General features: G+C 36.1%; 21 protein-coding genes. 6 read left to right on the forward strand and 15 right to left on the reverse strand.

Annotated features, from left to right (window positions below):
• Positions 1-33 precede the first annotated feature (33 nt).
• The 6 genes from C8J95_RS03595 to C8J95_RS03620 all read right to left on the reverse strand — a co-directional run bounded on the left by C8J95_RS03595 (position 34) and on the right by C8J95_RS03620 (position 6,744).
• Positions 34-1,755, reverse strand: a complete 1,722-nt coding sequence (locus C8J95_RS03595) for a hypothetical protein (RefSeq protein ID WP_108454149.1) — start codon at positions 1,753-1,755, stop codon at positions 34-36.
• A 24-nt stretch (positions 1,756-1,779) separates the two neighbouring features.
• Positions 1,780-1,974 (reverse strand): hypothetical protein, encoded by a 195-nt coding sequence (locus C8J95_RS03600; protein WP_107808784.1) that lies wholly within the window; start codon positions 1,972-1,974, stop codon positions 1,780-1,782.
• Between the two features lie 230 nt (positions 1,975-2,204).
• Positions 2,205-2,687, reverse strand: a complete 483-nt coding sequence (locus tag C8J95_RS03605) for a hypothetical protein (RefSeq protein WP_107808785.1) — start codon at positions 2,685-2,687, stop codon at positions 2,205-2,207.
• Between the two features lie 405 nt (positions 2,688-3,092).
• Positions 3,093-4,571, reverse strand: a complete 1,479-nt coding sequence (locus C8J95_RS03610) for a hypothetical protein (RefSeq protein ID WP_107808786.1) — start codon at positions 4,569-4,571, stop codon at positions 3,093-3,095.
• Between the two features lie 440 nt (positions 4,572-5,011).
• Positions 5,012-6,517, reverse strand: coding sequence for a hypothetical protein (locus C8J95_RS03615; RefSeq protein ID WP_107808787.1), 1,506 nt, complete (start codon positions 6,515-6,517; stop codon positions 5,012-5,014).
• A gap of 32 nt (positions 6,518-6,549) precedes the next feature.
• Positions 6,550-6,744: a hypothetical protein gene (locus C8J95_RS03620; RefSeq protein WP_107808788.1), complete on the reverse strand. Its 195-nt coding sequence runs from the start codon at positions 6,742-6,744 to the stop codon at positions 6,550-6,552.
• 596 nt (positions 6,745-7,340) lie between these two features.
• Between C8J95_RS03620 and C8J95_RS03625 the strand changes: the two genes are divergently transcribed.
• Both C8J95_RS03625 and C8J95_RS03630 read left to right on the forward strand, forming a co-directional pair.
• Positions 7,341-8,138, forward strand: coding sequence for a GyrI-like domain-containing protein (locus tag C8J95_RS03625; RefSeq protein ID WP_107808789.1), 798 nt, complete (start codon positions 7,341-7,343; stop codon positions 8,136-8,138).
• 137 nt (positions 8,139-8,275) lie between these two features.
• A complete protein-coding gene (locus C8J95_RS03630) occupies positions 8,276-9,397 on the forward strand; it encodes an agmatine/peptidylarginine deiminase (RefSeq protein ID WP_107808790.1) in 1,122 nt (373 codons plus the stop codon).
• Between the two features lie 94 nt (positions 9,398-9,491).
• Here C8J95_RS03630 and C8J95_RS03635 read toward each other — a convergent pair whose 3' ends face one another.
• Complete coding sequence (locus tag C8J95_RS03635; protein WP_255412709.1) at positions 9,492-9,758, reverse strand: hypothetical protein; 267 nt, start codon at positions 9,756-9,758, stop codon at positions 9,492-9,494.
• 51 nt (positions 9,759-9,809) lie between these two features.
• Positions 9,810-10,235 (reverse strand): GNAT family N-acetyltransferase, encoded by a 426-nt coding sequence (locus tag C8J95_RS03640; protein WP_107808792.1) that lies wholly within the window; start codon positions 10,233-10,235, stop codon positions 9,810-9,812.
• 185 nt (positions 10,236-10,420) lie between these two features.
• Between C8J95_RS03640 and C8J95_RS03645 the strand changes: the two genes are divergently transcribed.
• Entirely contained in the window at positions 10,421-10,843 is a 423-nt protein-coding gene (locus C8J95_RS03645; RefSeq protein WP_107808793.1) for a hypothetical protein, read from the forward strand.
• A gap of 90 nt (positions 10,844-10,933) precedes the next feature.
• On the opposite strand, the gene C8J95_RS03650 is transcribed toward C8J95_RS03645, so the two are convergent.
• Entirely contained in the window at positions 10,934-11,221 is a 288-nt protein-coding gene (locus C8J95_RS03650; RefSeq protein ID WP_107809017.1) for a hypothetical protein, read from the reverse strand.
• Positions 11,222-11,969: 748 nt separating this feature from the next.
• Between C8J95_RS03650 and C8J95_RS03655 the strand changes: the two genes are divergently transcribed.
• Complete coding sequence (locus tag C8J95_RS03655; RefSeq protein ID WP_107808794.1) at positions 11,970-13,301, forward strand: M12 family metallopeptidase; 1,332 nt, start codon at positions 11,970-11,972, stop codon at positions 13,299-13,301.
• Positions 13,302-13,402: 101 nt separating this feature from the next.
• On the opposite strand, the gene C8J95_RS03660 is transcribed toward C8J95_RS03655, so the two are convergent.
• Both C8J95_RS03660 and C8J95_RS03665 read right to left on the reverse strand, forming a co-directional pair.
• Entirely contained in the window at positions 13,403-13,960 is a 558-nt protein-coding gene (locus tag C8J95_RS03660; RefSeq protein ID WP_107808795.1) for a hypothetical protein, read from the reverse strand.
• A gap of 75 nt (positions 13,961-14,035) precedes the next feature.
• The gene (locus tag C8J95_RS03665) at positions 14,036-14,950 is read right to left on the reverse strand and encodes an AraC family transcriptional regulator (RefSeq protein WP_107808796.1); all 915 of its coding nucleotides are present in this window, start codon (positions 14,948-14,950) and stop codon (positions 14,036-14,038) included.
• A 123-nt stretch (positions 14,951-15,073) separates the two neighbouring features.
• Between C8J95_RS03665 and C8J95_RS03670 the strand changes: the two genes are divergently transcribed.
• On the forward strand, positions 15,074-15,814 hold the full coding sequence (locus tag C8J95_RS03670) for an SDR family NAD(P)-dependent oxidoreductase (protein ID WP_107808797.1): 741 nt from the start codon (positions 15,074-15,076) through the stop codon (positions 15,812-15,814).
• Between the two features lie 4 nt (positions 15,815-15,818).
• Here the strand turns inward: C8J95_RS03670 and C8J95_RS03675 are convergent, their stop codons facing one another.
• A complete protein-coding gene (locus C8J95_RS03675; protein WP_107808798.1) occupies positions 15,819-17,027 on the reverse strand; it encodes a GTP-binding protein in 1,209 nt (402 codons plus the stop codon).
• 170 nt (positions 17,028-17,197) lie between these two features.
• The gene (locus tag C8J95_RS03680; RefSeq protein WP_107808799.1) at positions 17,198-17,626 is read right to left on the reverse strand and encodes a hypothetical protein; all 429 of its coding nucleotides are present in this window, start codon (positions 17,624-17,626) and stop codon (positions 17,198-17,200) included.
• A gap of 388 nt (positions 17,627-18,014) precedes the next feature.
• Between C8J95_RS03680 and katG the strand changes: the two genes are divergently transcribed.
• Positions 18,015-20,225: a catalase/peroxidase HPI gene (gene katG, locus C8J95_RS03685; RefSeq protein ID WP_107808800.1), complete on the forward strand. Its 2,211-nt coding sequence runs from the start codon at positions 18,015-18,017 to the stop codon at positions 20,223-20,225.
• A gap of 554 nt (positions 20,226-20,779) precedes the next feature.
• On the opposite strand, the gene C8J95_RS03690 is transcribed toward katG, so the two are convergent.
• Together C8J95_RS03690 and C8J95_RS03695 are read right to left on the reverse strand one after the other, a co-directional pair.
• On the reverse strand, positions 20,780-21,949 hold the full coding sequence (locus C8J95_RS03690; protein WP_107808801.1) for a PepSY domain-containing protein: 1,170 nt from the start codon (positions 21,947-21,949) through the stop codon (positions 20,780-20,782).
• A gap of 5 nt (positions 21,950-21,954) precedes the next feature.
• Positions 21,955-24,339 carry a TonB-dependent receptor gene (locus C8J95_RS03695; protein ID WP_107808802.1) on the reverse strand — a complete coding sequence of 795 codons (2,385 nt, stop codon included), beginning with the start codon at positions 24,337-24,339 and terminating at the stop codon, positions 21,955-21,957.
• Between the last annotated feature and the right edge of the window lie 10 nt (positions 24,340-24,349).

The raw sequence follows: 24,349 nt of genomic DNA on the forward strand, positions 1-24,349 counted from the left end.
AAAGAATGTATGAAATAAACCTATGTAAAAAGATTAAGGCTGATTTTTAATATAATTGATAGCTTTTTCGAATATATTGCACAGGAGTATAGATTCACTATTCTCTGTACAACTGCTCGTCCCGCCGGTCAGCCCGTCTCCAGATTCATAACTCAGATACCAGTTGATATCTCCAATACTTACAAAATTATCGGATGCTACAGCATTTATACTGCCGTCCGGATTTGTGAGAAAAGGGGTAGCATTAGCAGGGTAGTTTGTAACCTGACCTATTGCTCTGATCTGTCTTATGGTATTGTTTTGTGTCAGATTTCCAAATATACCTTGTGTAGGCCCCGTAGGAATTACATTTATTTGTCTTGTACCAGCACCGTTTGTATCAAATGTAAAACCTGCAAACGGAGTATTTCTTCCCGGAAAATAAGCTGTACTATAGTTATCATTTCCGATAAAAAAGAATTTCTTTTTTTCCTGTACTTTCTGTTCCAGTACAGCACGTTTGTCTGCTGTTAGCTGACTGTTCAGAACATAGCCCACCCATATGATATCATATTTATCTATTTCATCTGCTAATTGTTGAGCGGTGAAGTTTCTAACATCAATATCATCAATCTGGAAATTTTCTATCCTTACTTTTCCATTAGGACCAAAATTTAGTTTATCATTAAGTTTTTCTCTTGCCAAAGAAGTCCTGCTGCCAGTTGCAATTCCTGCTGCCCATTGATCGGGGGTAATTCCGAGTACTTTAATCGTTTTTAAAGCACCATCAAATTTTAAATCCAGCCCATATCTTACTCCCGGAGTAATTTTCAGGTTATTAATTTTGATATCGTTTCTGGTTGTTCCGCCAACGGTAATAGATTTTATATTAAGTTCTCCGGAAGTTGTTGCATCAGATATGAGTAGTGTGGGAGTACTTGTGATAATCGATTGATTTTTATTAGGGAATTCAACAGTTGTTCCGTTGGCCGACACGGGACCGTAAAAAAGTACTTCCGGCTTATCAAAGCTAATGCTGGCTGAAGTCCTTACCGGGGTAATTACGGCATTACTTACATCCGTTATGTTACCTGCTGCTGAAGCATCTATTTTGGTTGTAATCTGGCTATATCTGTGCTTTAGGACAACATCCAGATTGTTTTCTCGGTTCCCTGTTACCATCATAGTTCTTTTGAAAAACATCAGGTCTTTTGATATATTTTCAAGCTTTGCCTGAGACAGTGGCAGATCTTTAACGGTACGGGCTGGTGCGGTATAATCTACAGAGTAAGCGACAAAAGTATAGGTTTTGTCTCCGGTTAAAAGAAATCCTGATTCCTGTTGACCATAAGTAAATGTTTTTTCGTCTAAATAATTGCCTTTATCATCATAAACGACAACGGCGTACTGATTTCCGGCTTTTAATTTTTCTTGTTTAATGACACTTGATAAAGAATTTACGGAGGCCTGTGCAGAATTTACAAAAGAGGATTCAGGGGTGAGTGTAGCAATAATTGTCTGTTTCTTATCAATTGTGATGACTTGTCTTTGAATAGCTTCGTTTAGAGAGCCTGTTTTGGTAGTAGCAGCTGTTTTTCCAGGTCCTGTTGACTCAGCAGCTGTTCCTAACATATTGATTTTAACAACTGTTTGTCTGTTGTTATTTCCGTCTGTTACATTATCAGAGCTTCTACAGGCAGTTAGACTGGAGAAAATCAAAAGAAAAACAGATGTTTTATAAAAAGTGTTTTTGATAGGTAGTTGTATTTTCATCATTGTTATTTGTGTTTCAATAAGAGTTTATAATATGATATTGCGGCTATCGTTTGGATCTTCTTCCCATTCATCCAATACTTCCTTATTGATATTATTGGGTACTGTAGTTGCTGATCCTGCGGCAATACCATTTTCCATTTCTACTAACATTACATGGATTACAGGAGGAATGTATTCCTGCTTATGCATGTCAGCTGCTAAATCATTGTTTTTTATCATTGTTTTTTAGTTATTCATATGTGCTATTTGTAATTAATAATCCATTGCTTAAACATATTTCTGTTTAAGAATGAGAGTATATTATAAAAGCCTGGAATTGTGTTTTTTTATTGAAGGCAAAATTCTATAAATTTATTTTTAAGCTACAAAAAAGAGGCTCCTTCATGTATCCTTCACGGCTGTTATTATTTTGATTTTCAATATTTTAAATTATGATGTGAGATAGAGATCTATTCCAATGAGCCTAAGAATTGATACAGATCGATATTACTCGAAATATTTAGTCTTTTTCTTAGTCTGCTTTTTTTCTGTTGTGCAGATTTGTGCTGAATAAACATATAGTTGGAAATTTCTTTAGAAGAAAAATTGAGCTTAAGCATGGCGCATAAAACAAGCTCAGAGTTTTCCAATGAGGAGTTAATCTCCAGTAGCTTTTGAATATATTCGGGATATAGTTCCCGGAACTTGGCTAAAAATGAAGAATCATTTTTTTTCGCCAGATCAACAACCTGCTCAAATCTGGTATCATGCACTTGATTTCTTAGAAAATTTGTTTCGTTTCTTAAAGTTTCCGCTTCATTTTTAAGTAATTTCTTTTTCTTATTTAATCTTCTTGTTTGTCGGTAGGTATATAATCCAAGGATTAATATGCAGGATACCAATATGCCTGTGTAAATTTGGATTTCTTTTCTTTTTCTTTTTTTATTCAACATTTGCTTTCATGGTACAGATCAGTAACTCTATATTATCTGTTAATTGCTAATATCATCTGACTTAGAATATCATCTAATGAATAGAGAGCAGATCCTTCATTTGTTTGTTTTTATGTGGGATAAAATTCTATAAATTAATTTTGAAAAGAAAAAAAACGACATCCTTCATATATACTTCATGAGTATAATGTATTGATAGTTAGTATTTTGAAATTTTGATTGAATCTTTATTAAAGAAGACAACTTTAATAAATGGTAGCGAAAAAGAAGACTTATTTTGATTTACGAAAGGGCATCTAGCAAATAATTCGTTGAAATATGAGCCATAATATTATTCATTTAGTAAGAGAAATCAAACTTTTAGACAGGGTAAGAGAGAAAATATTAGTTTGGTGGTACAGAGGTTTAGCTCAATCCCCCAAAAAAGAGGTAAAGGTTGGTATCACTTGGCAGATTTAGCCTTTTCCTTATCCTATTCTTCTTCTGTTGTGCAGATTTATGCTGGATAAAAAGATAGTTGGCTATTTCCTTAGACGAAAAATTAAGCCTAAGCATCGCACAGAAAATCAGTTCAGAATTTTCTAAGTCAGGATTTATTTCCAAAAGTTTATTGATAAAGTCAGGATATACCTCTCTGAATCTTGCCAGAAACGTAGAATCATTCTTTTTGGCAAGCTCCGTCACTTCATCGAAGCTCTTGTCATGGATCTTCGTTTTTAAAACCTCGGTTTTGTTTTCAAGGCTTTGTGTCTTATGTTTTAATAGTTCAGCTTCACTAGCTAATGCTTCTCTTCTTGATTTTAAAGACTTCGTTTTTTTTAATGTGTAAACTCCAAGACAGATAATACATAATAATAGTATTGAGATATAGAGGTATGATTTTTTTGTCTTTTTCTCTTCTTCCTGAGTAATTCCCGAAATAAAATTATTTACCGTAAGGCTGGCCACCTCATGTTGTTGGTCATCAATATTTTCTTTTGCTGTAAAATAAAGATGAAGATAGTGGTCTTCCTGAGCCGTTTTGTTCATTTTTCCATAAACCCCGGAAAGTGCTTTATATACATACTGATTAAAAAAATAATGTGTATCGTTGGTCTTAGTACCAATATCTAAAGCTTTTTTATAGGCAGCCTCCGCTTTGGGATAATCATGTATAGCTTCATAATAATTGCCTATAGTATAATAAACAAAGGTGTATTGAGCATTGTTGTCGGACTTGCCAATTAATGAATTCTGTGTACGTTTAATATAAATTTCAGCAGAATCCATATTATGGGTATATCTCATATGATGCCTGGCGATTGCGCTCTCATATAAAGGTTTAGGTTTAATAAGCAATGCTTTGTGCAGATATATTAATGCAGAGTCATGTTGCCTGTTCTCATTCAGCAGATCTCCTCTGTTGTAATAATTCCATCCCATTAAAAAATTATGAACTTTGGAGTGCTTTATACTTTTAACATAATACATAGCTTTTGAGTTATAGCCAATCCCATTATCATAAAACTTAAGCATATAACTAAGCATTGCATACTCCTGAAATAGCCTTGCTTTAACGACATTATTATTAGAGTTAGCCAGAATAGAACCCGATTTTTTTAGCAAGAGCTGGGCACTTTTGTAGTTACCTATGCCGAGGTTTACATCGGCCATGTTGATGTAACATAAAGCTTCGCCTTCTTTATACTTCTTTTCAGTTGCTAATTTCAGATATTCTTTATTGAGCCGGGTGATTTCAACATGGTCAGATGTCCGGCGCAGTTTCTCATTTTTTTCTAATAAAGGAATGTCGAAAGTATCCGATAGATCATTCTGGGAGGAAGAATTGCAGGAAAATGAAATAAAAAATCCTAATACAGCATATATAACTTTATTATTTATCATATTGTTGTTGGGCGGATAGTTTATTTAAATTTTAATATTTAGTTTTTAATGTCTAATTTTTTGTGTTTTCTCTGTAACTACTATACTCTTTTGAAATATAGTCTGTTATGATTAATATTTAGTGAAATTGTGGGAGGCAAATATACATTAACCAGAGTAAATAGCATCGAAAAAAATGCAGATACTTGTTTTAAACAAGTAGTGATAATATTAAAAAAAGGTAAAAACCCTTTGATAGTCGGGAAAAAAATGAAGCTCTGTAATTTACAGAGCTTCGGTTTGAAAACTAATAGTAGTTATAGCATGTATAACTGGCGTAATTTATGAATTTTTATGCTATTTTAAATTAGAAAAACAGAGGATTTTAATAAATCCCCCGGAAAACTGTCAACAGTTTTTTACAAACAAATGAATTATAATGCGTTTTGGGACTGTTTAAATTATGGACATGTTGTAATTTGTTTTCCATAGCCTGTACCTTTAATTCGGGTTGGACCAGAAGCTGCCTGACTAATATATACTTCATTATAACCGGTAGTCCATGTTATTTTCTTTACACCACCAGTTCCGGTATAGGTTAGAGGTTCCAGTACCAAATCTCCGGATTGTCTTTTGCCATAGAATGTTGTATTTCCGTTTTTATCAATTACAACTCTAATCACGGGAGCGGTAGGAGAATCCGCTGATATATTATAAATTGCTGGGACACCACCAGATTGTCCCCACTTATTTCCGTTTGGAAACTGAATATTAATTGCTCCGCCTCCACTATCAAACTGAATCTCATCTGCTGTTATTCTGATACCGTTTACCAGAAAGCTAAATGAATTATCTACATAAGTAAAGTCTACAATAAACCGATCTGGTATGCCATTGAAGCCAAAATACTTGCTATTGTTTGGAAGTGAAGCATCCTGATCAAACGGTGTTGCATTCATGTTGAACTTGGTACAGGGAGTAAGCTTTAGATTCAGATTATAATTAGATTTTGGTGTAATCTTAAGGTTACTGAACTGTACATTGTTTTTAGAAGTACCGTCAATAATTATATTTTTAATATTAAATATTCCGCCGTTGGATGTATTTCCGATTACTATAGCAGCATTACTTGTAATTTTCGATTGGTTAATCGTTGGAAAAGTAAAAGGAACATTTCCGGTTCCTGTGTAAGACATTTGCAGATCGTTCTTGAAACTGAGTTCCCCCGCAGCATTTCCTCCTGTATAGGTAGGTGTATCTACTTTTGTAATAATCCCTGTACTTTCTACCTGGCTGGCATCTATATTTGTTGTAATTCTTGAAAATTGATGCTTCAGGATAACATCGAGTGTATTAGGAGTATTTCCGCTTACAGTCATAGTTCTCTTAAAGTACATAAAATCCTTACTGATATTTGATAACTTAGCTGTAGAGAGGCTTTCGGGGCTTGTAACCACAGGAGTATCAGCCGCCAATGTACTGTTTACGGAAAAAGCAACAAAGGTATAAGTCTGTCCGCCATCCAATAAAAAACCATCTGTTTCATTTTTTTTGTAACCGAACTCTTTCTGGTCTACCAATTTTTCATTTTTATCATATACCAGAATTTTGTACCTGATTCCTGCACCTATCTCTGTTGCTGCCATAGGATTTACAGAGGCTATGGCTTTATTGGACAAAGAAGGGGTAACCGGAACAAGGGTAGCGGTAATAGAGTAGGTATCATCAAACGGGATTGTTTGTGTCTGTGCAGCTTTGGAGGAGATAGTGTTTCCGGAAATCGAAGCTTGCTTTACAGGCTCTTCGGGATCATCATCTGCACCTGAAAGATTAATCTTTACATTGTACTGTCCTTTAGTATTGGTGTTTGCACTAGTGTCCAGAGTGTTGTCGGTGCTGCGGCATGCTGTTGTAGCAAGAAATATTGCCAGTAGTAATATCCCGGCAGATTGTTGTCGTATTTTCATATCATTTATGTTTGTATATGTTTTACGCAGGTTTACCAGTCTATGGTACGATTATCATCAGTTCCGTTTTCCCATTCTTCCTGTACTTTTCCACTTGCGTCAGGAGGAATAACTTTTGCAGAACCAGCAGCGATTCCGTTTTCCATTTCAATAAAACTAAAGCTTAGAGTGGGAGAGGCATAATTTTCCCTGCAATCTGTTTTATCAGATTCTTTTTCTTTCATCATTTGTACGTGTTTTTGTTAGTATTTTTTTACTGAATTATTTTTTCAGAATGTTGTTTCTAAATCCTAAAGTAAATTTTACAGTAAAATTGTTTTTGTGTTTTTAGATATCGTAAAAGTCAGTAAATCAGATGGAAGTATGCAAGAAAATATATTCTACATGAGTACTACATCTTTATATTTTCTTTTATAGAAGCTATTTTGCGGATGTCATCTGTCTAGCAGAAATATAAAAATATATTAAACAGATCATAGTGTAGTATGTATGTGGAAGTGCTGAAAATGCTAAAAACGTAATATAAATGAATGATAAGGAAATTAGTTATAAAAAACAGCTTTTATGATAACAAAAAAGAGTCCTGAAAAACAAGACTCTAATTTGAAAACTAATAGTAGTTATAGCATGTATAACTAACTCTATATATGAAATTTTAATGCCAATCTATAGGTTATTACCATGATTTTTTACATAAACTATTATGGAAATCGATTTTCTCTATGATATAGAAAACAGACTGATCTGTTATAGTTGAAATTTTGACGTGACAGATATTATTTAAAGGTCATATCTTTATTATATTAGTTTATATTTTTGTGTCGTGCCAACTGAACTAAACAGAATACAGAAAACTATTGCTTATATTGAGGAAAATTTCGATAGAGAAATTAGTTCCAGGGAGATAGAAGATATTGCCTGTTATTCTTATCGGAACTTTCAGCGGGTATTTATGAAATTATTTGGGGAAACACTTTCCGGATTTCAGAAACGTCTTAGACTAGAAAATGCCTACAAAAAACTCCTTTACACTACAGATAAGGTTTCGTCGATTGCTTTAGAAGTAGGTTATTACAACCTGCAGTCTTTTTCAAAAGCTTTCCATAAAGAATATGGGATTTCCCCGGCAGTCGCCCGGAAAGAGCGAAACAAAATTTTTAGTTCCCTTACTAAAACAGATGACAAAGCTTTTGTCTATGAGATTGTCTATAAGCAAAGTATTACCGTATATACAAAAGGTATTAAAACCCGAAACTATAATAACAAAGATATTAACGCTTTGTGGGAAGGAATTGAAGAGGGAGTAGATTTTTCAACTGCTTATGGTATTATAACAGATCAGCCTCTTATCACCAGCGAGGAATATTGCCGCTATGAAGCGGCTATTGAAGAACCCTTTCCTGGTGACGATTACCAGAAAAAAACAATTTTCGGGAGAAAATATGCCAGGTTTGTCCATCACGGAAACTTTGAATATTTACTGGATACCTATGGCGCATTTTACCGCTTCTGGCTTGCGGATAATCCATTTCTACTAGATAATTCTCCTGTAATTGAAGAATATCTGATTTCTGAATCTGGAGAGCATACAACTTATATTTATTTTCCTTTACATATATAAAGTAGCTCATTTCCTTTATGTCTTTAGAGTAATCCGGGCTGAAAATATTCAGTCTGCCAATTAAGATTGTCTTTTTAGGACAACTTTTATCGGTGATGAAGATCTAATTTTGCATCAGAAAACACAAGATTATCCTTATGAGAAAATTATTGACAATATTCATTTTATTAAGCTTTCAGTTCTGTATGACACAAACTTATCATTTCCCGGAAGAATCTGCACCGCATGAAGGAACATGGCTGCAGTGGCCTCATCACCATCAGCATGGTATAACCTACCGTAACAGGGTAGAAAAAACCTGGATAGATATGACAAAAGCATTACAGACAAACGAAAAAGTACATATTATAGCTTATGATGAATCGGAAAAAAAGCATATCATAGGAGTATTACAAAAAGCGGGCGTAAGCCTAAGGAATATCGATTTCAAAATCTATCCTACAGATGATGTATGGGTACGGGACAATGGTCCGCTCTTCGTAAAGGATAAAAATAACAATATTCTGATAGAGGATTGGGGATTCAATGGATGGGGTGAAAAGTTTGATTTTGAAAACTGTGATGTTGTTCCTTCTCAGATTGGAAGAGATCTGGGAATAAAAGTAATTAACCTGAATGATGAAATGGTAAATGAAGGCGGCTCTGTTGAAACAGACGGAAGAGGTGTTCTTATGGCTTGCAAAAGTTCGGTAATCAGTCAGAAAAAAGGATCGATCAGAAATAAAGATATTACCCAGCAGGAAGCTGAAGATTACTTTAAGAAATATTATGGTGTTTCCAAAGTGATATGGCTGGAAGGGGTAACAGGCTTGGATATTACCGATATGCACATAGACGGGTTTATGAAATTTATCAATTCCTCAACAATGCTTACAATGGAAAAAGATGATCTGTTAGATATGGGATTGTCGGAAAAAGATATAAACACACTTAATGCTGCTACCAACACAAAAGGAGAGCAATACAAAAAAGTATATGTACCTGCTACCAAAAATAATGTGAAAACAGCATATGGGAAACAATTGGATTATAAAGGATCATATGTCAACTATTACGTTGCTAACGGAGTTGTATTAGTTCCCAATTACGGAGATGTTAATGATGAAGTAGCCAACAAAATTATTCAGAAACAATATCCGGATCGTAAAGTTATCGGTATAGATGTAAGAAACTTATATGAAAATGGCGGTATGGTGCATTGCGTAACTCAGCAGCAGCCGGCAGGAAATACTGTAAAACAAAAAGCAAAACAGCAATGACTAAAAATACAGATGAAGAGTATGAAGAATGATATAAAGTACGAAGTTAGAGTTTAGAAGTTAGAAGTTTAAATTCGGATATTAATAGATCAAATTATTTAGTTGTTTTGGAAGATCGCTTTCTGATAACAAAATAATATAGTTTTTCCAATACTATAGCTAATACTACTGCAAATAAAAAATTATAAAACAGGTGCCAGGGATAGAAGCTTTCAGATTCCTGCATGGTTTTAGTAATCAGGCTAAACCCGACGGATTTTTTATAAAAACTAAAAGGAAAACCTATTGTATCATCTCCGTCATATGCCATCCCGTTGTGGTAGGAGAATGCATTACAGATTACAAATACAATTAGAATCAAAATACACCTTAACAGAAATTTTTTTAGTGTCATAAGAGTATTAATAACGATTTAAAGTTTTTTCATCAGGTATTTCGGAGATTCTTCATAGCCCTGTCTGTAATAAAACAGATGGGCTTTCACTCTTCTTGTATGGCAATGGACTTCTATGCGGTCACAGTTTCTTTCTGTTGCAATCTGTACACAATATTCTTCCAATATTTTTCCGGCACCCATGCTGCGGTAATTTTCGTCTACGGCAAAATAACTTATTCTGGCAAAATCTCCTTCCAGTGCAATTTGTGGAATAATGTGTATTGAAATAAAGCCGAATACTTGTTGCTCATCATCCTCTATAACGACTAAGTATTCGTTAGGGTTTTGCAGTAAAGTATCTATTTTCTTTTGAATAAATTTTTCAGTATCAGGATACCCCAACTGGGCAAGCAATTTTGAAACTACTTCATGGTCGCTTTCCTTTATAGTTCTGATTTTCATTTTAGTCGTAGTCTTTTTTTTTAAGTAATAAATATAACTAAATCTCTGAAAACAGTTGCTTATAGACTGCTATGATGTATTGGTAGACATCCTGCCTATAATTTTAATCTGTTTAAGCAAATTTGAAAACACAAATAAACTATTTATTGGTATACATGAAGATATAACAATTAAAACTTAAATAAATGAGAAACAAAAATTTGAAACAACGGATACTTGGTGCGGTTGTAATATTAGCTATTGGCGTGGGCTTTACAGGATGTAAAAGCAGTAATGATTCAGATAATAATCCTGGCGGAAGTATAGATCCCATAATAGGAACATTTAAGGGAACTCTTGAAGATGGTGAATTAAAATATTATAATGCCATTATTAGTGTTACTAAAGTAGATGATTCCAGTGTGAGAATAGCACCTAAGTCCGGAGAGGCTTACTCTGCCTATACAGCGAAAACAATAAAAGTATCCAACCCGGTAGGCGCAAGTGTTGTAGGTAGTAATGAACAGGGAAGTGTTGCTTACCTTATCGATACAAAAGCAATTAACGTGAAAACTGAGCAGACCTCTCCACAGGAAAAAGTATATCTGTTTAATGGATCTAAGCAATAAAAGTTTAAATGTTATAAAATTATTTACCGGAATAAATTAATAAGTGAAATTGGTAAATTATGTAACCTTGTACAAACTATTTGTGCAGGGTTATTTTATAATGTGTTTTTTTTTCCTGAAAATAAGGCGGAATAATTTTTCCAGCCCAATGGCTAGTCCAATAGCAAAAAGGAAATCAAAAACCAGATACCAGGGATATAAGTTATCTGTTTTAGCGGTCATATCTGCAGGATCAGGATTATTACGATAAAAGCTAAGCGGGAAACCCATTGTTTCGAAACCATCCTTAGCCATGTCATTGCGATAGGAGAGTGTAGTGCCTGTAACAAAGATAAGTATAGAAAGAATACTTCTTAGCAAAAATTTTTTTAACCCCATTTTGTAGTTTTTATCATGATATGGTGATTTGGATGACAAAATCCTTCCAGTTTTGCCAAGATAAGAAAAATAAGAATATAAATCTCATTGTGTATAAGCTGTAACCAAAATGTTCCAGATATTAATAATAATTTAAATTATTCATATTGTAATTTTTTTTGAAATATTTAGTGTTGTGTTTTTCTAATGTAAATGTGTTTTATTAATTGCTATATAGTATGTAAAATATGTGTTTCAATTTATTTTTTGTAATAAAATATTTATTTTATTATGTTAAATTAAAATGTGGTTATTATTTGTATATTAGCAATGTAAAACCAAATTACAATAAAGATTATGAAAAAAGCAATTAAATCACAGTTGTTGGAATTCTTTCCGACAGCACAATTGCAGGTCCCCTGTATTGACAATAAAATTTCTCTATCACTTTTACTTAATAACTAAGATGGCTCCGGTATTTCGGCGGCCACTGTATTCTTTTTTTTAGTATACCAGAAACTCTGCTAATATTTAGCTGAACATAATAATCAATTTTATTCGGGAGGTGTTTTTATTTTCAGTTTAAACTCCGACTATATTGATTGGTTATGTAATAAAGTACTTGTATACAAAACGGTTACAGGAAATACCCGGCTTTCAGAGTGTCTGCATCACTATTACTGAGTAGTATTTTGTATTCGTTCCGATAGCCCGGGTATTTACAACAACTTAAAAAAACTAAATAACACTAAACACTAAATTTTTTATTATGACACGTAAACTATTAATCTTATCAGGCTGCCTGGTTCTGGCGCTGAATTCTTGTAAGTCGGATATGGAAACTACTCCAGCAGGTTCGGTTGATCATACAACAACCCAGCTAAACGGAACAACTATTCACAAATTATTAATTAACGGAGCTTACACTTATGTAAATGAAGTTAATGGGGAGTATTTTTACGCTGATGATATTACAATCACAGCGGAACAGTTTAACCAACTGAAGAGAATGGCTAATCCGGATATATCTACTGTTGAGCGTAGTACAATTGTAAGTTCTTTTATCAAAACCTGGCCGAATGCAACAGTTTATTACACTTTGCCTAGTCAGGGAAGTTTAAGTACTCAGGCTTATAATACTTTCCTTACGAATATTAACAAAGCGTTTGATATGATCTCTTCAAAAACCAGTGTTAAGTTCATTCAGCGTACCAATCAAACAGAATATATAACATTTACTTATTCCACAGGAAACAGTTCTCCACTGGGTTGGGTGAAAAACAGAGTAAATGGTATTAAAATATACAATACGACTTATCCTGCCATTATTGCTCACGAAATTATGCACTCAATGGGGATTATGCACGAGCAGTGCCGTCCGGACAGGGATCAGTATATTATAGTAGATACCAACAGAGCACAGGATGGTACCCGTCATAATTTCAATCTTTATAATGATTATGCAGGGCACGGCGAATTCGACTTTGGTTCGGTGATGATGTATAAATCTACAGACTTTGCAATAGATCCTAACCTGCCTGTAATGACAAAGCTGGATGGCTCTACATTCGGTAAGCAAAGAGATGGATTGTCTGCAGGTGACTATGCAGGTATCAACCATTTGTACGGACCTGTAAATTCCACATCTGCTACTAACGGAACTTATACACTTACAACTTCTTTAGCAGGTGATAAAAATGTTGATATTACCGGAAGCTCAACAGCTGATGGTACCGATGTAATCCTTTATTCTGCAACTACAGGAAACAACCAGAAATTTATTTTCCGCAAATCGGAGCATGGTTATTTCACTATCAAGTCGATACTTGACTCTACAAAAGTATTAACGGTAAGAAATAATGGAACAGCAAACGGAACAGCTGTAGAGCTTAGAATCAATGCGGATACGGATAGTCAGAAATGGTTGCTATTTAATTTAGGAAATGAAGGTTTTGGCTTTGCTCCAAAGAATGCACCATCTCTAAGACTAGAGGTGAAAGAAGGTCTGACAACTAATCTTACACCAATTGTTATTGGCAGTACAGATCAGACACTCCAGCCTTACACAAAACAACGCTTTACGCTTACAAAAGTAAACTAACTTAACATTCTTCATATCAATCAGAAGGCTGGGAATTTATTTCCCAGCCTTTTGTTATTATAGCTCCATAAAAGGAATTTTCGAAAATACTAAACAAATTTTTATTTCCGTGCTTTTTTTGTTGTCTTTTTACGCTTAGTATTATTAGCCTCTTTAGCAGCTTCTGCGGCCGCAACGCTTGCTTCCGAAGCTGCATCAATTGCTTCTCCTGGCCCCGCTGCTTCAGCACCTTCAGCAGGCTGAGCTTCTTCATTGTTTATGTTTTCTGACTGTACACGTTGTAAATCCATACGGTCACCTGTTATTTTGTAAGCATATGTACCTTCAATATTTTTAGGCTCTTTACAATCTGATGAAGCACCCGAGATACCTGAATAAAGCTCAATCCGGTTACTTTCTTCATACAAATCATAGCTTGCATCCGTTTGGAAACAAGAGTTGCCGGTTTTATATTTTTTGCTATCTGTAAATTGTAAAAAATGAAATTTTGGTTCCTCTGAAAGAAGGTTAACATGTTTTGTTTTTTTCAACACGATGTTGCCATCGGCAGCAATGCTTTCTATTTTCCAGGTTGTTTTGGCCAATAGTTTCGACTGAGCCATAAGCATACTGGTAAAAGCAGAAGTTAACAGGGCAGTGCCCAGAATAAATTTTTTCATAAAGAGTTTATTAATTGTAAATATGGACGCAAAAGTACATTAAATCACTATATAGTGAACGGTAAAATTGCTTATTTATTTTAAGAATTCTTTTCTGTAAAGAAGAGGAGAGCGCTGCGAGTATCTTCTAAAGGTATAAATAAACCTGGAAGACGTTTCATATCCCAGTGCATATGCTATTTCTGAAACCGACCAGTTGGTAACTTTTAATAAAACCATCGCTTCCTGCATAATTCTTTCTGTTATAACTTCTGTTGTCGTCTTCTTATAATTTTTTTTTACAGCCTTATTCAGGTGATTTATAGATATTGCCAGTTTATCAGCAAAATCTACAGGCTTTTTTAATCGTATAAGATCTGCTGAAGAATGTAATGGAAACTGCTGGGACAGTAATTCTTCAAACAAAGCAGCAATTCTGTGTTCTGCAGTACCACCATTATTTTTTAAAGATTGAATTTTATTCTCCTTCAGAACTTTGTGTATGAGTTGGTACACAAGGTTTCGTATCATATCTGTCCGGTATTCATATTCAGATGCAATTTCTTTTTTTATGTTGTCCAGTAAACGTTCGAATTCTGAATATTCACTTTCAGTTAAGTTAAAAATACTATGTTCGGGATTCTGAAAAATCGGATAGGAGTCTATGGTACCATAGTTATTGAAAAAGGACCCGTTGGAGACAATAAAATATTCATCAACCATACCATTCACTTCTTCCAGTATAAAAGGATTGGTAGGAGCTACAAATATTAAAGCAAATCCTTTCACATCAATACTTCTACTTGCATAGTGGCATTTACATTGTCCTTTTATCAGTTTTATTTTATACAAATTCTTTCTGTAAAAACTAAACTGTGAGATTAAAGATTCTCTTTGCAGAGACGAGGTAATTTTTATAATATCAAAATATCCAGATTGCCAGTCTATACTTGAGGGAATGCTAAGGTTTTTGTCTCTGTAAAAATCTTCTATGTTATCCGGTAGTTTCATTCAGGAAATTTACAACATCTGCTTTATAAAGATTAAGATCCGATTGATTTTCGATATTGTCTGAGTGATTTTATATATCCTGAACGGTGAATGCTCAGTAGTTTTGATTCATAAAATATACAAATGAAAAGATTTGAAAACAAAAGAATACTAATTACTGGCGGAAGCAGCGGTATTGGTTTGGCGGGAGCGAAAAGGTTGATAGAAGAAGGGGCAAAGGTTATTGTTACGGGAAAAACTGAAAGTCATTTAAACGATGCAGCAAATATACTGGGAGAGGAAGCTGTTATTATTTACAACGATGCGGAAGATGAGAATTCTGCCGAAAAGCTGGCAGAGCTAATAAATGAAACAGGTCATATAGATGGGTTATGGCTTAATTCGGCCATTGCTTTAGGGGGAAAGATCGCAGATATGGAAACAGAAATGTTGAAAAAGATTTTTCAGATTAATGTTTTTACTCCGATGCTACAAATGGCTTTACTAGCACCATATATAAAAAATGGAGGATCAGTTTTGGTTACCTCTTCAAGTTCTGTTTATGAAGGGCAGCCTGGCGTATCATTATATTCTGCCAGTAAGGCGGCAATGCTTTCCGCAGCCCGCTGTTGGGCAAGTGAATTAGCGCCCCGTGGTATAAGAGTGAACACATTGGTACCCGGACCTTTTGAAACAAATCTAAGGGCTAAGCTTCCTGCAGAACTTCGCAAACAATTTGAAGAAGAACTGGCAAAGACCGTTCTGCTCAAGCGTATTGGACGCCCGGATGAGGCGGCCTCCGTCGCAGCTTTCCTGTTATCTGATGATGCAGGTTATATAACCGGAAGCTCTTATTCTGTGGACGGAGGCCTGTTATTGATGTGAAAAATTAAATATTTCTTGGGAATGGATCTGCAAATCTGTGGTGCTCATAAAATTCGAGCTCATTATCCTGCAGAAGGCAAGCATTAAGTTCGGCTGCTATTTTTTCGGTATCAATGTCCTGACCGATAAAGACAAGTTCATTCTGTCGGTCACCCCATTGTTTACTCCAGCGGGCTTCAATTAAATCCTTATTATGTACAAAAGAGGCATATCGTACTCTGTCTGCATAAGGCATACTACACCACCATACACCTGCTTTTTCCAAACGGGAAGAGCCTCCGGCCTGAGAAAAATTCAGGGCATCGTTCCAGCGTGAGGCCAGCCAGAATAGTCCCTTTGCCCGGATAATATTCTGGGGATAATCGATGTTGAGGTAATTCCAGAAACGCTCAGGGTGAAATGGTTTCTGGCTTCGAAATACGAAAGACCCAATGCCATATTCTTCGGTTTCAGGAGTATGGCCGTCGGATTCCAGTTCCTTTTGCCAGCCTGCGGAGTTTTGGGCTTCTTCAAAATCAAATAATCCTGTATTCAGAATTTCCACAGGTTTTACCCGACCAAATTCAGAAGTAATAATTCTGGCATCGGGATTCAGCCTATGGATTGTAGCTTTTAGCAGACCAACAGTATCTGAATCTACCATATCGGTTTTGTTCAGGATAATAACATTGGCAAACTCTATCTGGTCAGTTAAAAGGTTGACAATAGTTCTGTGATCGCCTTCAATATCTGTAAGTTCTCTGTCAGTTAGCAGTTCATGAGTTCCAAAGTCTCTGAAAAAATTAAAACAGTCTACCACAGTAACCATAGTATCGATGTAGCTAAAGCGGGAAAGATCGGTTCCCGTTTCTTCATTGGTAAAAGAGAATGTCTGAGCTACAGGAACAGGTTCACTGATACCGGTACTTTCTATAATAAGATAGTCAAAACGTTTTTCCTTTGCCAGTTTCTCTACTTCAATCATTAAATCTTCCCGAAGAGTACAACAAATGCAACCATTACTCATCTCAACAAGTTTTTCTTCCGTGCGGGAAAGTGTGTTTTCATTTTCTACCAAACGGGCATCTACATTGATCTCGCTCATATCATTTACAATAACCGCTACTTTTAGACCTTCTTTGTTATGAAGAATATGGTTGAGTAATGTAGTTTTTCCTGCACCCAGAAAGCCGCTTAGAACTGTGACGGGTAATTTGTTCGCTAATGTCTGCATATGGTTTTGCTATAAATATTGATGCTGATGATTTAATTTGATATTGCAATTATGTTGCGAATATAGTGTATTTTTCTTTTAATGCAACTTAATTGCATTAAAAATATTTGTAAAATAAAACAGCTCCTTTTGGGGCTGTTATTACTAATCCGGGTTTGGGATTATATGTATTATTGAGAAATTGCCGTATGTACAGCGGTAATTTTTAGATTACCGTATTTGGTAATAGCCTCTTTCATATTCAGATCTTCACTTCCCTTATCATCAGATATTTCCACCGGTCTATTGGGGTTCTGCTCTGTGTAAACAACAATATGAGGAGGGTTTTTGTTAAGGTTAACCTCCTGATGGAAGTCTTTGTCTTTTAAAAAAGCAATTCTGAGACTTATGATTCCTTTTTGCGGAAAGTCTTTAAAAGTACTTACGGATTTCATATCAGGAAGCTGCTTCAATAGCTCAGACAAATCTTTAGCCTTATAATTTTGCTCTTGGTTCTTTATCCTTGCCAGATTTTCATGTTGTGTCTGCTTCGATTGAATGCAGGCAGTAACAGAAACCATAACTAATAACGATAAAGCAATCTTAGAAAATAATTTCATATCAATATTTTAAGTGGTGTGTAATGTCTTCTGCAATTTTGCTGCCACTAACTGAATACTATTGTTTATAGTTTTCCTTTTCTTGTACATAATTTGATTAAAATGACTAATTTAAGTAAGATATGTACATTGAAATAAGTCTCAATTTCCTTAGGTAAGTATTATTAAAATAAATCATAGTCTTTTAATTTATAGTTTTTAACAATTGTTAATTTGTGTATTAATAGTTTTATTCTATTAAAACTATAAAAATTGATTATCCGTTTTTATGTTCTTGGTGCAAATGATCTGATTAGATTTGTAACAAGAATTCTCGCTCTTGTGTATTCAGGAGTTCAAAATATTTTGGTAACTTTATAGAAATCAGTAACGAATAACTTAAAGAATTATGGAAAACCAATCCAACGACATCAGCAAATGCCCTTTTCACAATGGGACACTAGAGAAACAAAATGTAAGTAGTAATGGTACCCAGAATAAAGACTGGTGGCCGAAGCAATTAACACTGGACATCCTGCGCCAGCACTCTTCATTAACAGATCCGATGGATGAGGGATTCAATTATGCAGAAGAATTTAAAAAGCTGGATCTTGCAGCATTAAAGAAAGATCTTACTGACCTGATGACTGATTCACAGGATTGGTGGCCTGCAGACTTTGGTCATTACGGACCTTTGTTTATCCGTATGGCTTGGCACAGTGCCGGAACATACAGAGTTCAGGATGGCCGTGGTGGTGGTGGAAGAGGACAACAACGTTTTGCACCACTCAACAGCTGGCCGGACAACGTAAGCCTGGATAAAGCGCGTCGTTTACTGTGGCCTATTAAACAGAAATATGGAAAGAAAATCTCATGGGCAGATTTACTAATCCTTACTGGTAACGTTGCTTTGGAATCTATGGGATTACAGACCAAAGGATTCGGTGGTGGCCGTACAGATGTATGGGAAGCCGATAAAGATGTATACTGGGGAGATGAGAAAACCTGGCTAGGGACAGATAAAAGATATACAGGCGATCGTGATCTGGAAGATCCGTTAGCCGCAACTACAATGGGATTAATCTATGTAAATCCTGAAGGACCCGAAGGAAAGCCAGATCCGTTGGCAGCTGCCAAAGATATCCGTGATACATTTGGCCGTATGGGAATGAATGATGAAGAAACTGTAGCCTTAATTGCCGGTGGACATACATTTGGAAAAACCCATGGTGCCGGAGATGCAGCATTAGTAGGTTCAGAACCTGAAGGATCGGGAATCGAAGCTCAGGGATTAGGATGGGCAAGTAAATTTGGAACAGGTTCCGGAGCAGATGCTATTACAAGTGGTCTGGAAGTTACCTGGACCAAAACACCAACGAAATGGAGTAATGACTTCTTCGATCACTTATTCCGCTATGAGTGGGAACTAACAAAAAGTCCTGCGGGTGCACACCAATGGATCGCAAAAGATGCAGGAGATATTATCCCGAATGCTTTTGATACTGAGAAAAAAGGTCCGGCTTATATGCTTACAACAGATCTTTCTTTAAGATTTGATCCTATCTATGAAAAAATATCAAGACGTTTTTACGAAAATCCGGATGAGCTGGCAGAAGCTTTTGCTAAAGCATGGTTTAAATTAGTTCACCGTGATATGGGACCAAAATCAAGATATTTAGGACCAGAAGTTCCGACAGAAGATGAAATCTGGCAGGATCCTATTCCGGCAGTAGATCACCAACTGATTGATGCTCAGGACGAGAATCAATTAAAAAATAAAATATCAGAATCCGGATTATCTGTTTCTGAACTGGTGTCTACAGCATGGGCATCGGCTTCCACATTCCGTGGCTCGGATAAAAGAGGCGGTGCTAATGGTGCACGTATTCGTCTGGAGCCGCAGAGAAGTTGGGCAGTAAATAACCCGGAACAATTATCCAAAGTATTAGAAGTATTGGAAGGTATTCAGAAAGAGTATAATGCAGCACAAACAGGAGGTAAAAAAGTATCTTTAGCAGATCTTATCGTTCTGGCTGGAAATCTTGGTGTGGAAAAAGCGGCGAAAAATGCAGGTATAACAGTAAATGTTCCTTTCACTGCAGGACGTACAGATGCTTCACAAGAACAGACTGATGTAGAATCTTTCTCTTATTTAGAGCCTTATGCGGATGGTTTCCGTAATTACAGAAGAGGTAAATCTACAACCTCAACAGAGGAATTTTTAGTAGACAGAGCGCAATTGCTAACCCTTACCGCACCTGAACTTGCTGTATTGGTAGGAGGATTGCGTGTACTGAATACCAATTATAATGGTTCGAATTATGGTGTGTTTACAGATAGAGAAGGAGCATTAACCAATGATTTCTTTATCAATCTGTTAGATATGGATACAGTATGGAATGCAACAGGCGATGCTCAGGAAGTATATGAGGGCAGAGACCGCAAGACCGGCAATGTAAAATGGAGTGCAACACGTGCCGATCTTGTTTTTGGTTCTCATTCAGAACTTAGAGCAATTGCTGAAGTTTATGCCAGCCAGGATGCTCATGAGAAGTTCCTGAAAGATTTTGTCTCTGCTTGGAGTAAAGTAATGAATCTTGATCGTTTCGATCTTAAATAATATTTGATAAATATTTTAATAAAGCACTGTTTCGGATTAAATCTGAATTAGGCATTTATATAAACCCCATAGGCTTTTAAACCCTATGGGGTTTTATTGTATCACCGGAACTATCCGAAATAAGTTGATGATAATTCCGTATTTGCAATCAGCTTAAATTTCTTAATTTCTAAATGGTAAAATTAACTTTTGACATTTAAAATTTTATCGTTCTATGAACCTATGAGGTTTTATTGTATCAGTAGAATTATCTGGAATGAAACGATGATAATTCCGTATCTGTCAATCAGCTTAAATCTCTTAATCTCTAAATGGTAAAATTAACTTTTGACATTTAAAATTTTATCGTTCTATGAACCTATGAGGTTTTATTATATCAGTGGAAGTATCCGGGATGATATGAGGATAACTCCGTATCTGCAATCAGCTTAAATCTCTTAATCTCTAAATGGTAAAATTAACTTTTGGCATTTAAAATTTTATAGTGGGATAAAACTTTTGTGGCCTTAAAGCATTAGTTAAATTCCAAAGCTTTTGTCCCTTTTATAGTTAAATCAAGCTGTTTTTTTCTTTTTCTTGAACCACCAGACCAGAAAACCAGTTATAGGAAGTGATGCTCCAACAATGGTAATAAAAAAATACAATATCCGACCCCAGATACCGCCTAATGCAGATCCGACATGCAGATCATAATTAAGCTTCCTTACTTTGGTTGCAAAGTCAGCTTTTTCAAATGACTGTGCATGGGTTGAAGTTCCTGATAATGCAGCTCCCGAATTGCGATCATAGCTATAATTCTGAAGGTTATAAAACTGCCGATGGGACGGATAGAGAAACAAGCTTATGGTTTCGGTAGAGTCTTGCGGGATAGAAAGATAGTATCCCTTGGCTTTGGTTTTCTTAGCCGCATCTTCCCAAGCTGTATGTACCGACTGTGATAATTTTTCAGGCTGAAAAGAAGCTGTATTTTTCAGTTCTCGCCGCTCTTTTTTCTGTGTTTTTCCAAGTGAGGTTGTAAAATACAGGAACTTATTGAACCACGGAAGTCCATAATACATCCCCGTCATCGCAACAACCAGTAAAATAATCATGGCATAAAACCCAAATACATTGTGCAAATCGTAGTTCAGACGTTTGGTTTTGGCATCCCATTTTACCAAAAAGCTCTGCTTGCGCATGGCTTTAGTCCATTTTCTTGGCCACCAGAGTACCAATCCGGTAAACAGTGTAATAAAGAATATGAAAGTAGAGTAGTTGATAATCGGGCGGCCAATTTCTGATGGCAGCCATAAATAGCGATGTCCGTTTAATGTCCATTCGAAGAAATCAAATTCCTCTTTAAAGCTAGGCTTCTTTACTACCACTCCGGTATAAGGATCCAGATAAAGTACATAACCCGGATTTCTTTTTCCGTAACCTACCATCACTGCTTTTCCCGTAGGACGCCAGATGTAAGATGGCTGCTGATCCGGATAGAGCTTTTTAGCCTTTTGATAGAGTGCCGAAGGATTCAGCATGGCTTTTCCTTCTATATAATCCGATTGTAATTCGGGGTGCAGCCAGTCTGTTATTTCATCCCTGAAAGACCAGGTAAGTCCGGTCAGACAAATAATGACAATAACAATTCCAGAAGCCAGGCCCAGCCACAAATGTAGCCAGGCCGAAATTCTGTAGAATAAGCTTCTGTTATGTTTCTTTTTGGGCTTAGTCTTTCCTGTATTCATTCAGATTAGAAATTATAAGAAAGATTCAGTCTGAAATTTATAGGATTAGTTGCTCTCCACCCATAATGTGTGTAACCCCATGCGCCAGGAAAGAATCCTACATAATTATAGCGGTCTGTAATGTTATTCACGAGGAAAGAAAGCTGGTAATTATCTCTTTTATATGATACACCAAGATCTAGTGTAAAATAATCATCCGGAAGGTATGGTTTGCCTAATACTACAGGCCATGCTGCTCTTTTTGCCTGATACTCATAACCAAACGAGAAACCTAATCCCTGCAAGTCGCCTTCAGCAATAGTATATTTTATCCATGCATTGGTAATATGTTTTGCTGTTCCGTATAGCATGCTGCCAATTTTTTTAGCATCATTATCTTCGGTTACTTTAGCATCAGTATATGCATAGTTAAATAGTATACTCCAGTTTTTTCCAATATTTCCGTTTAAGTCAAACTCAATACCTTTTGAAGTTGCTTTTCCGGTTTGTTCAGAAAGTCCCGGGAATTGTATCCCCGCAGCAGTTAATATATTGGTTTTAGTCAGATGATAGAAAGTAAGACTGGTCATTAACTGTCCACCGAACCAGGTCTTTTTCATGCCAATTTCCTTGTTCTTTCCATAAGAAGGATCTGCAGAACCTCCGTTTACAAGTCTTCCGGTTTGTTCCTGGAAATTCTCATCATACAAAGCATATACTGTAAAAGTAGGGGTTAAAAGTCCTGTTACACTGAAACGTGGTGTAACTGCTGAGTTTTTGACCTCGGCACCTTTTTCAGCAGCACCTGTTTTTACTGTAGAAGTATAACGGAAGCCGGCAGCAATTCTAAGCTTATTTTCTAAAAATCTGGCTTCATCCTGAAGATGGAATGATGTATAAGAATAATTTGTCAGGTAATTAGCGCCACGCTCACGAAGTGATTTGGAACGGTCGTAAACCGGAATGTCAGACTTTTTCAGATTTCCATATACCGGGTTGTAGATATTGAATACTGGACCTACATTTTGTGGTAATACAGACCAGTCGGCTACATAGAACTTTTTACCCATATCAATTCCTGCCAGTATATTGTGGTTGATATTTCCGGTATCGAATTTCCCTCTTGTAAATACCTGTCCTATAGTTGAAGTATTTAAGGCATCGTTGATACTGATCCCACGATTAGTATCTCCTTTTTTTCTTCCGGTTTTAGGATCATCAGCCAGTGTGATATCATTGTAATTTGCATACAGTGATTCACCCTGCATCTGGGAACGGATATAACCAAATTGCCCGGTAATGAGCCAGTTGTCGTTAAAGTTGTGATTAATGGTTCCGTAGATATTATGCTCCCACGAACGGGTAGGATCAATAATAGGATCTGAGAAAGTGAAAGATCTCTTCACATCTTTAAATCCGTCTATACCGTATGCATATTTTGCAAAACCGCCCTGGAAGTTATTCTGGGAAAGAATATATTCAAATGTGACGTTGGTGTTGTCTGAAATGAGATATTTAAAGGACGGATTAATGACATATTGCTCATGTTCCACATATTGCTGGAACGACCCGTTCTTAGATCCCATCAGGTTTAGCCTTCCCCAGAATCTTCCATCTTTGCTTAGTTTTTTCTCTATATCTGCTGCTGCTCTGTAAAGGTTGAAACTGCCTAAAGTCAGCTGAACATTTCCTTTCTCCCTGCCAACAGGCTTTTTGGTTACAATATTGTAAAAACCACCAGGTTGTGTATTTCCCATCATGAATCCTGCAGGACCTTTTACAAACTCTACGCGGTCTACAAAAGACATATCTTCTCTTAGCGGGCCAAAGCTCCCACTTACATCCATACCATTACGCAGGTTAGAGGCAGAGAAACCACGCACAGCAATACCTACACTACCTTCCTCCTGGTGAGTAATGGTACGCACACCACTCACATTACGGCTTAATCCTTCGGCGGTAGTTAATATCTGCTGATCGTTGAGTAGTCTTTGGTCTATGACCTGTATATTCTGTGGTGTTACCAGAAGATTTTCACCCAGTCTTAGTGTAGAGGACGGAATTGTCTTGCGGTTGGCTACAACATTTACAGTCTGGATTTGGTATGCGCTACTGGTTTGTACAAAGTTATATGTTACCTGTTCATCCTGTTTTAGGGTAAATGAATAAGTTTTTACAATATCCGGATCATCTACTTTCAGTATATAATTGCCGGCAGGTATATTATTGAAACGGTAAATACCATTTTCATCAGTAACGGTTTCAGCTTCACCATTATTCAGAATCACTTTCAGGGATGGCACCGGTTTTTTATCCGAATTAACCACTTTCCCTGTAATCTGTGCAGTGCTTTGCGCCCATATAACGGCCGGGAAAAACAGTGCGGATAAAAGGATCTTCTTCTTATGCATAGTTGTTATT

Source organism: Elizabethkingia sp. YR214 (assembly GCF_003058195.1).
In the GTDB taxonomy this organism is placed as follows: Bacteria; Bacteroidota; Bacteroidia; order Flavobacteriales; family Weeksellaceae; genus Elizabethkingia.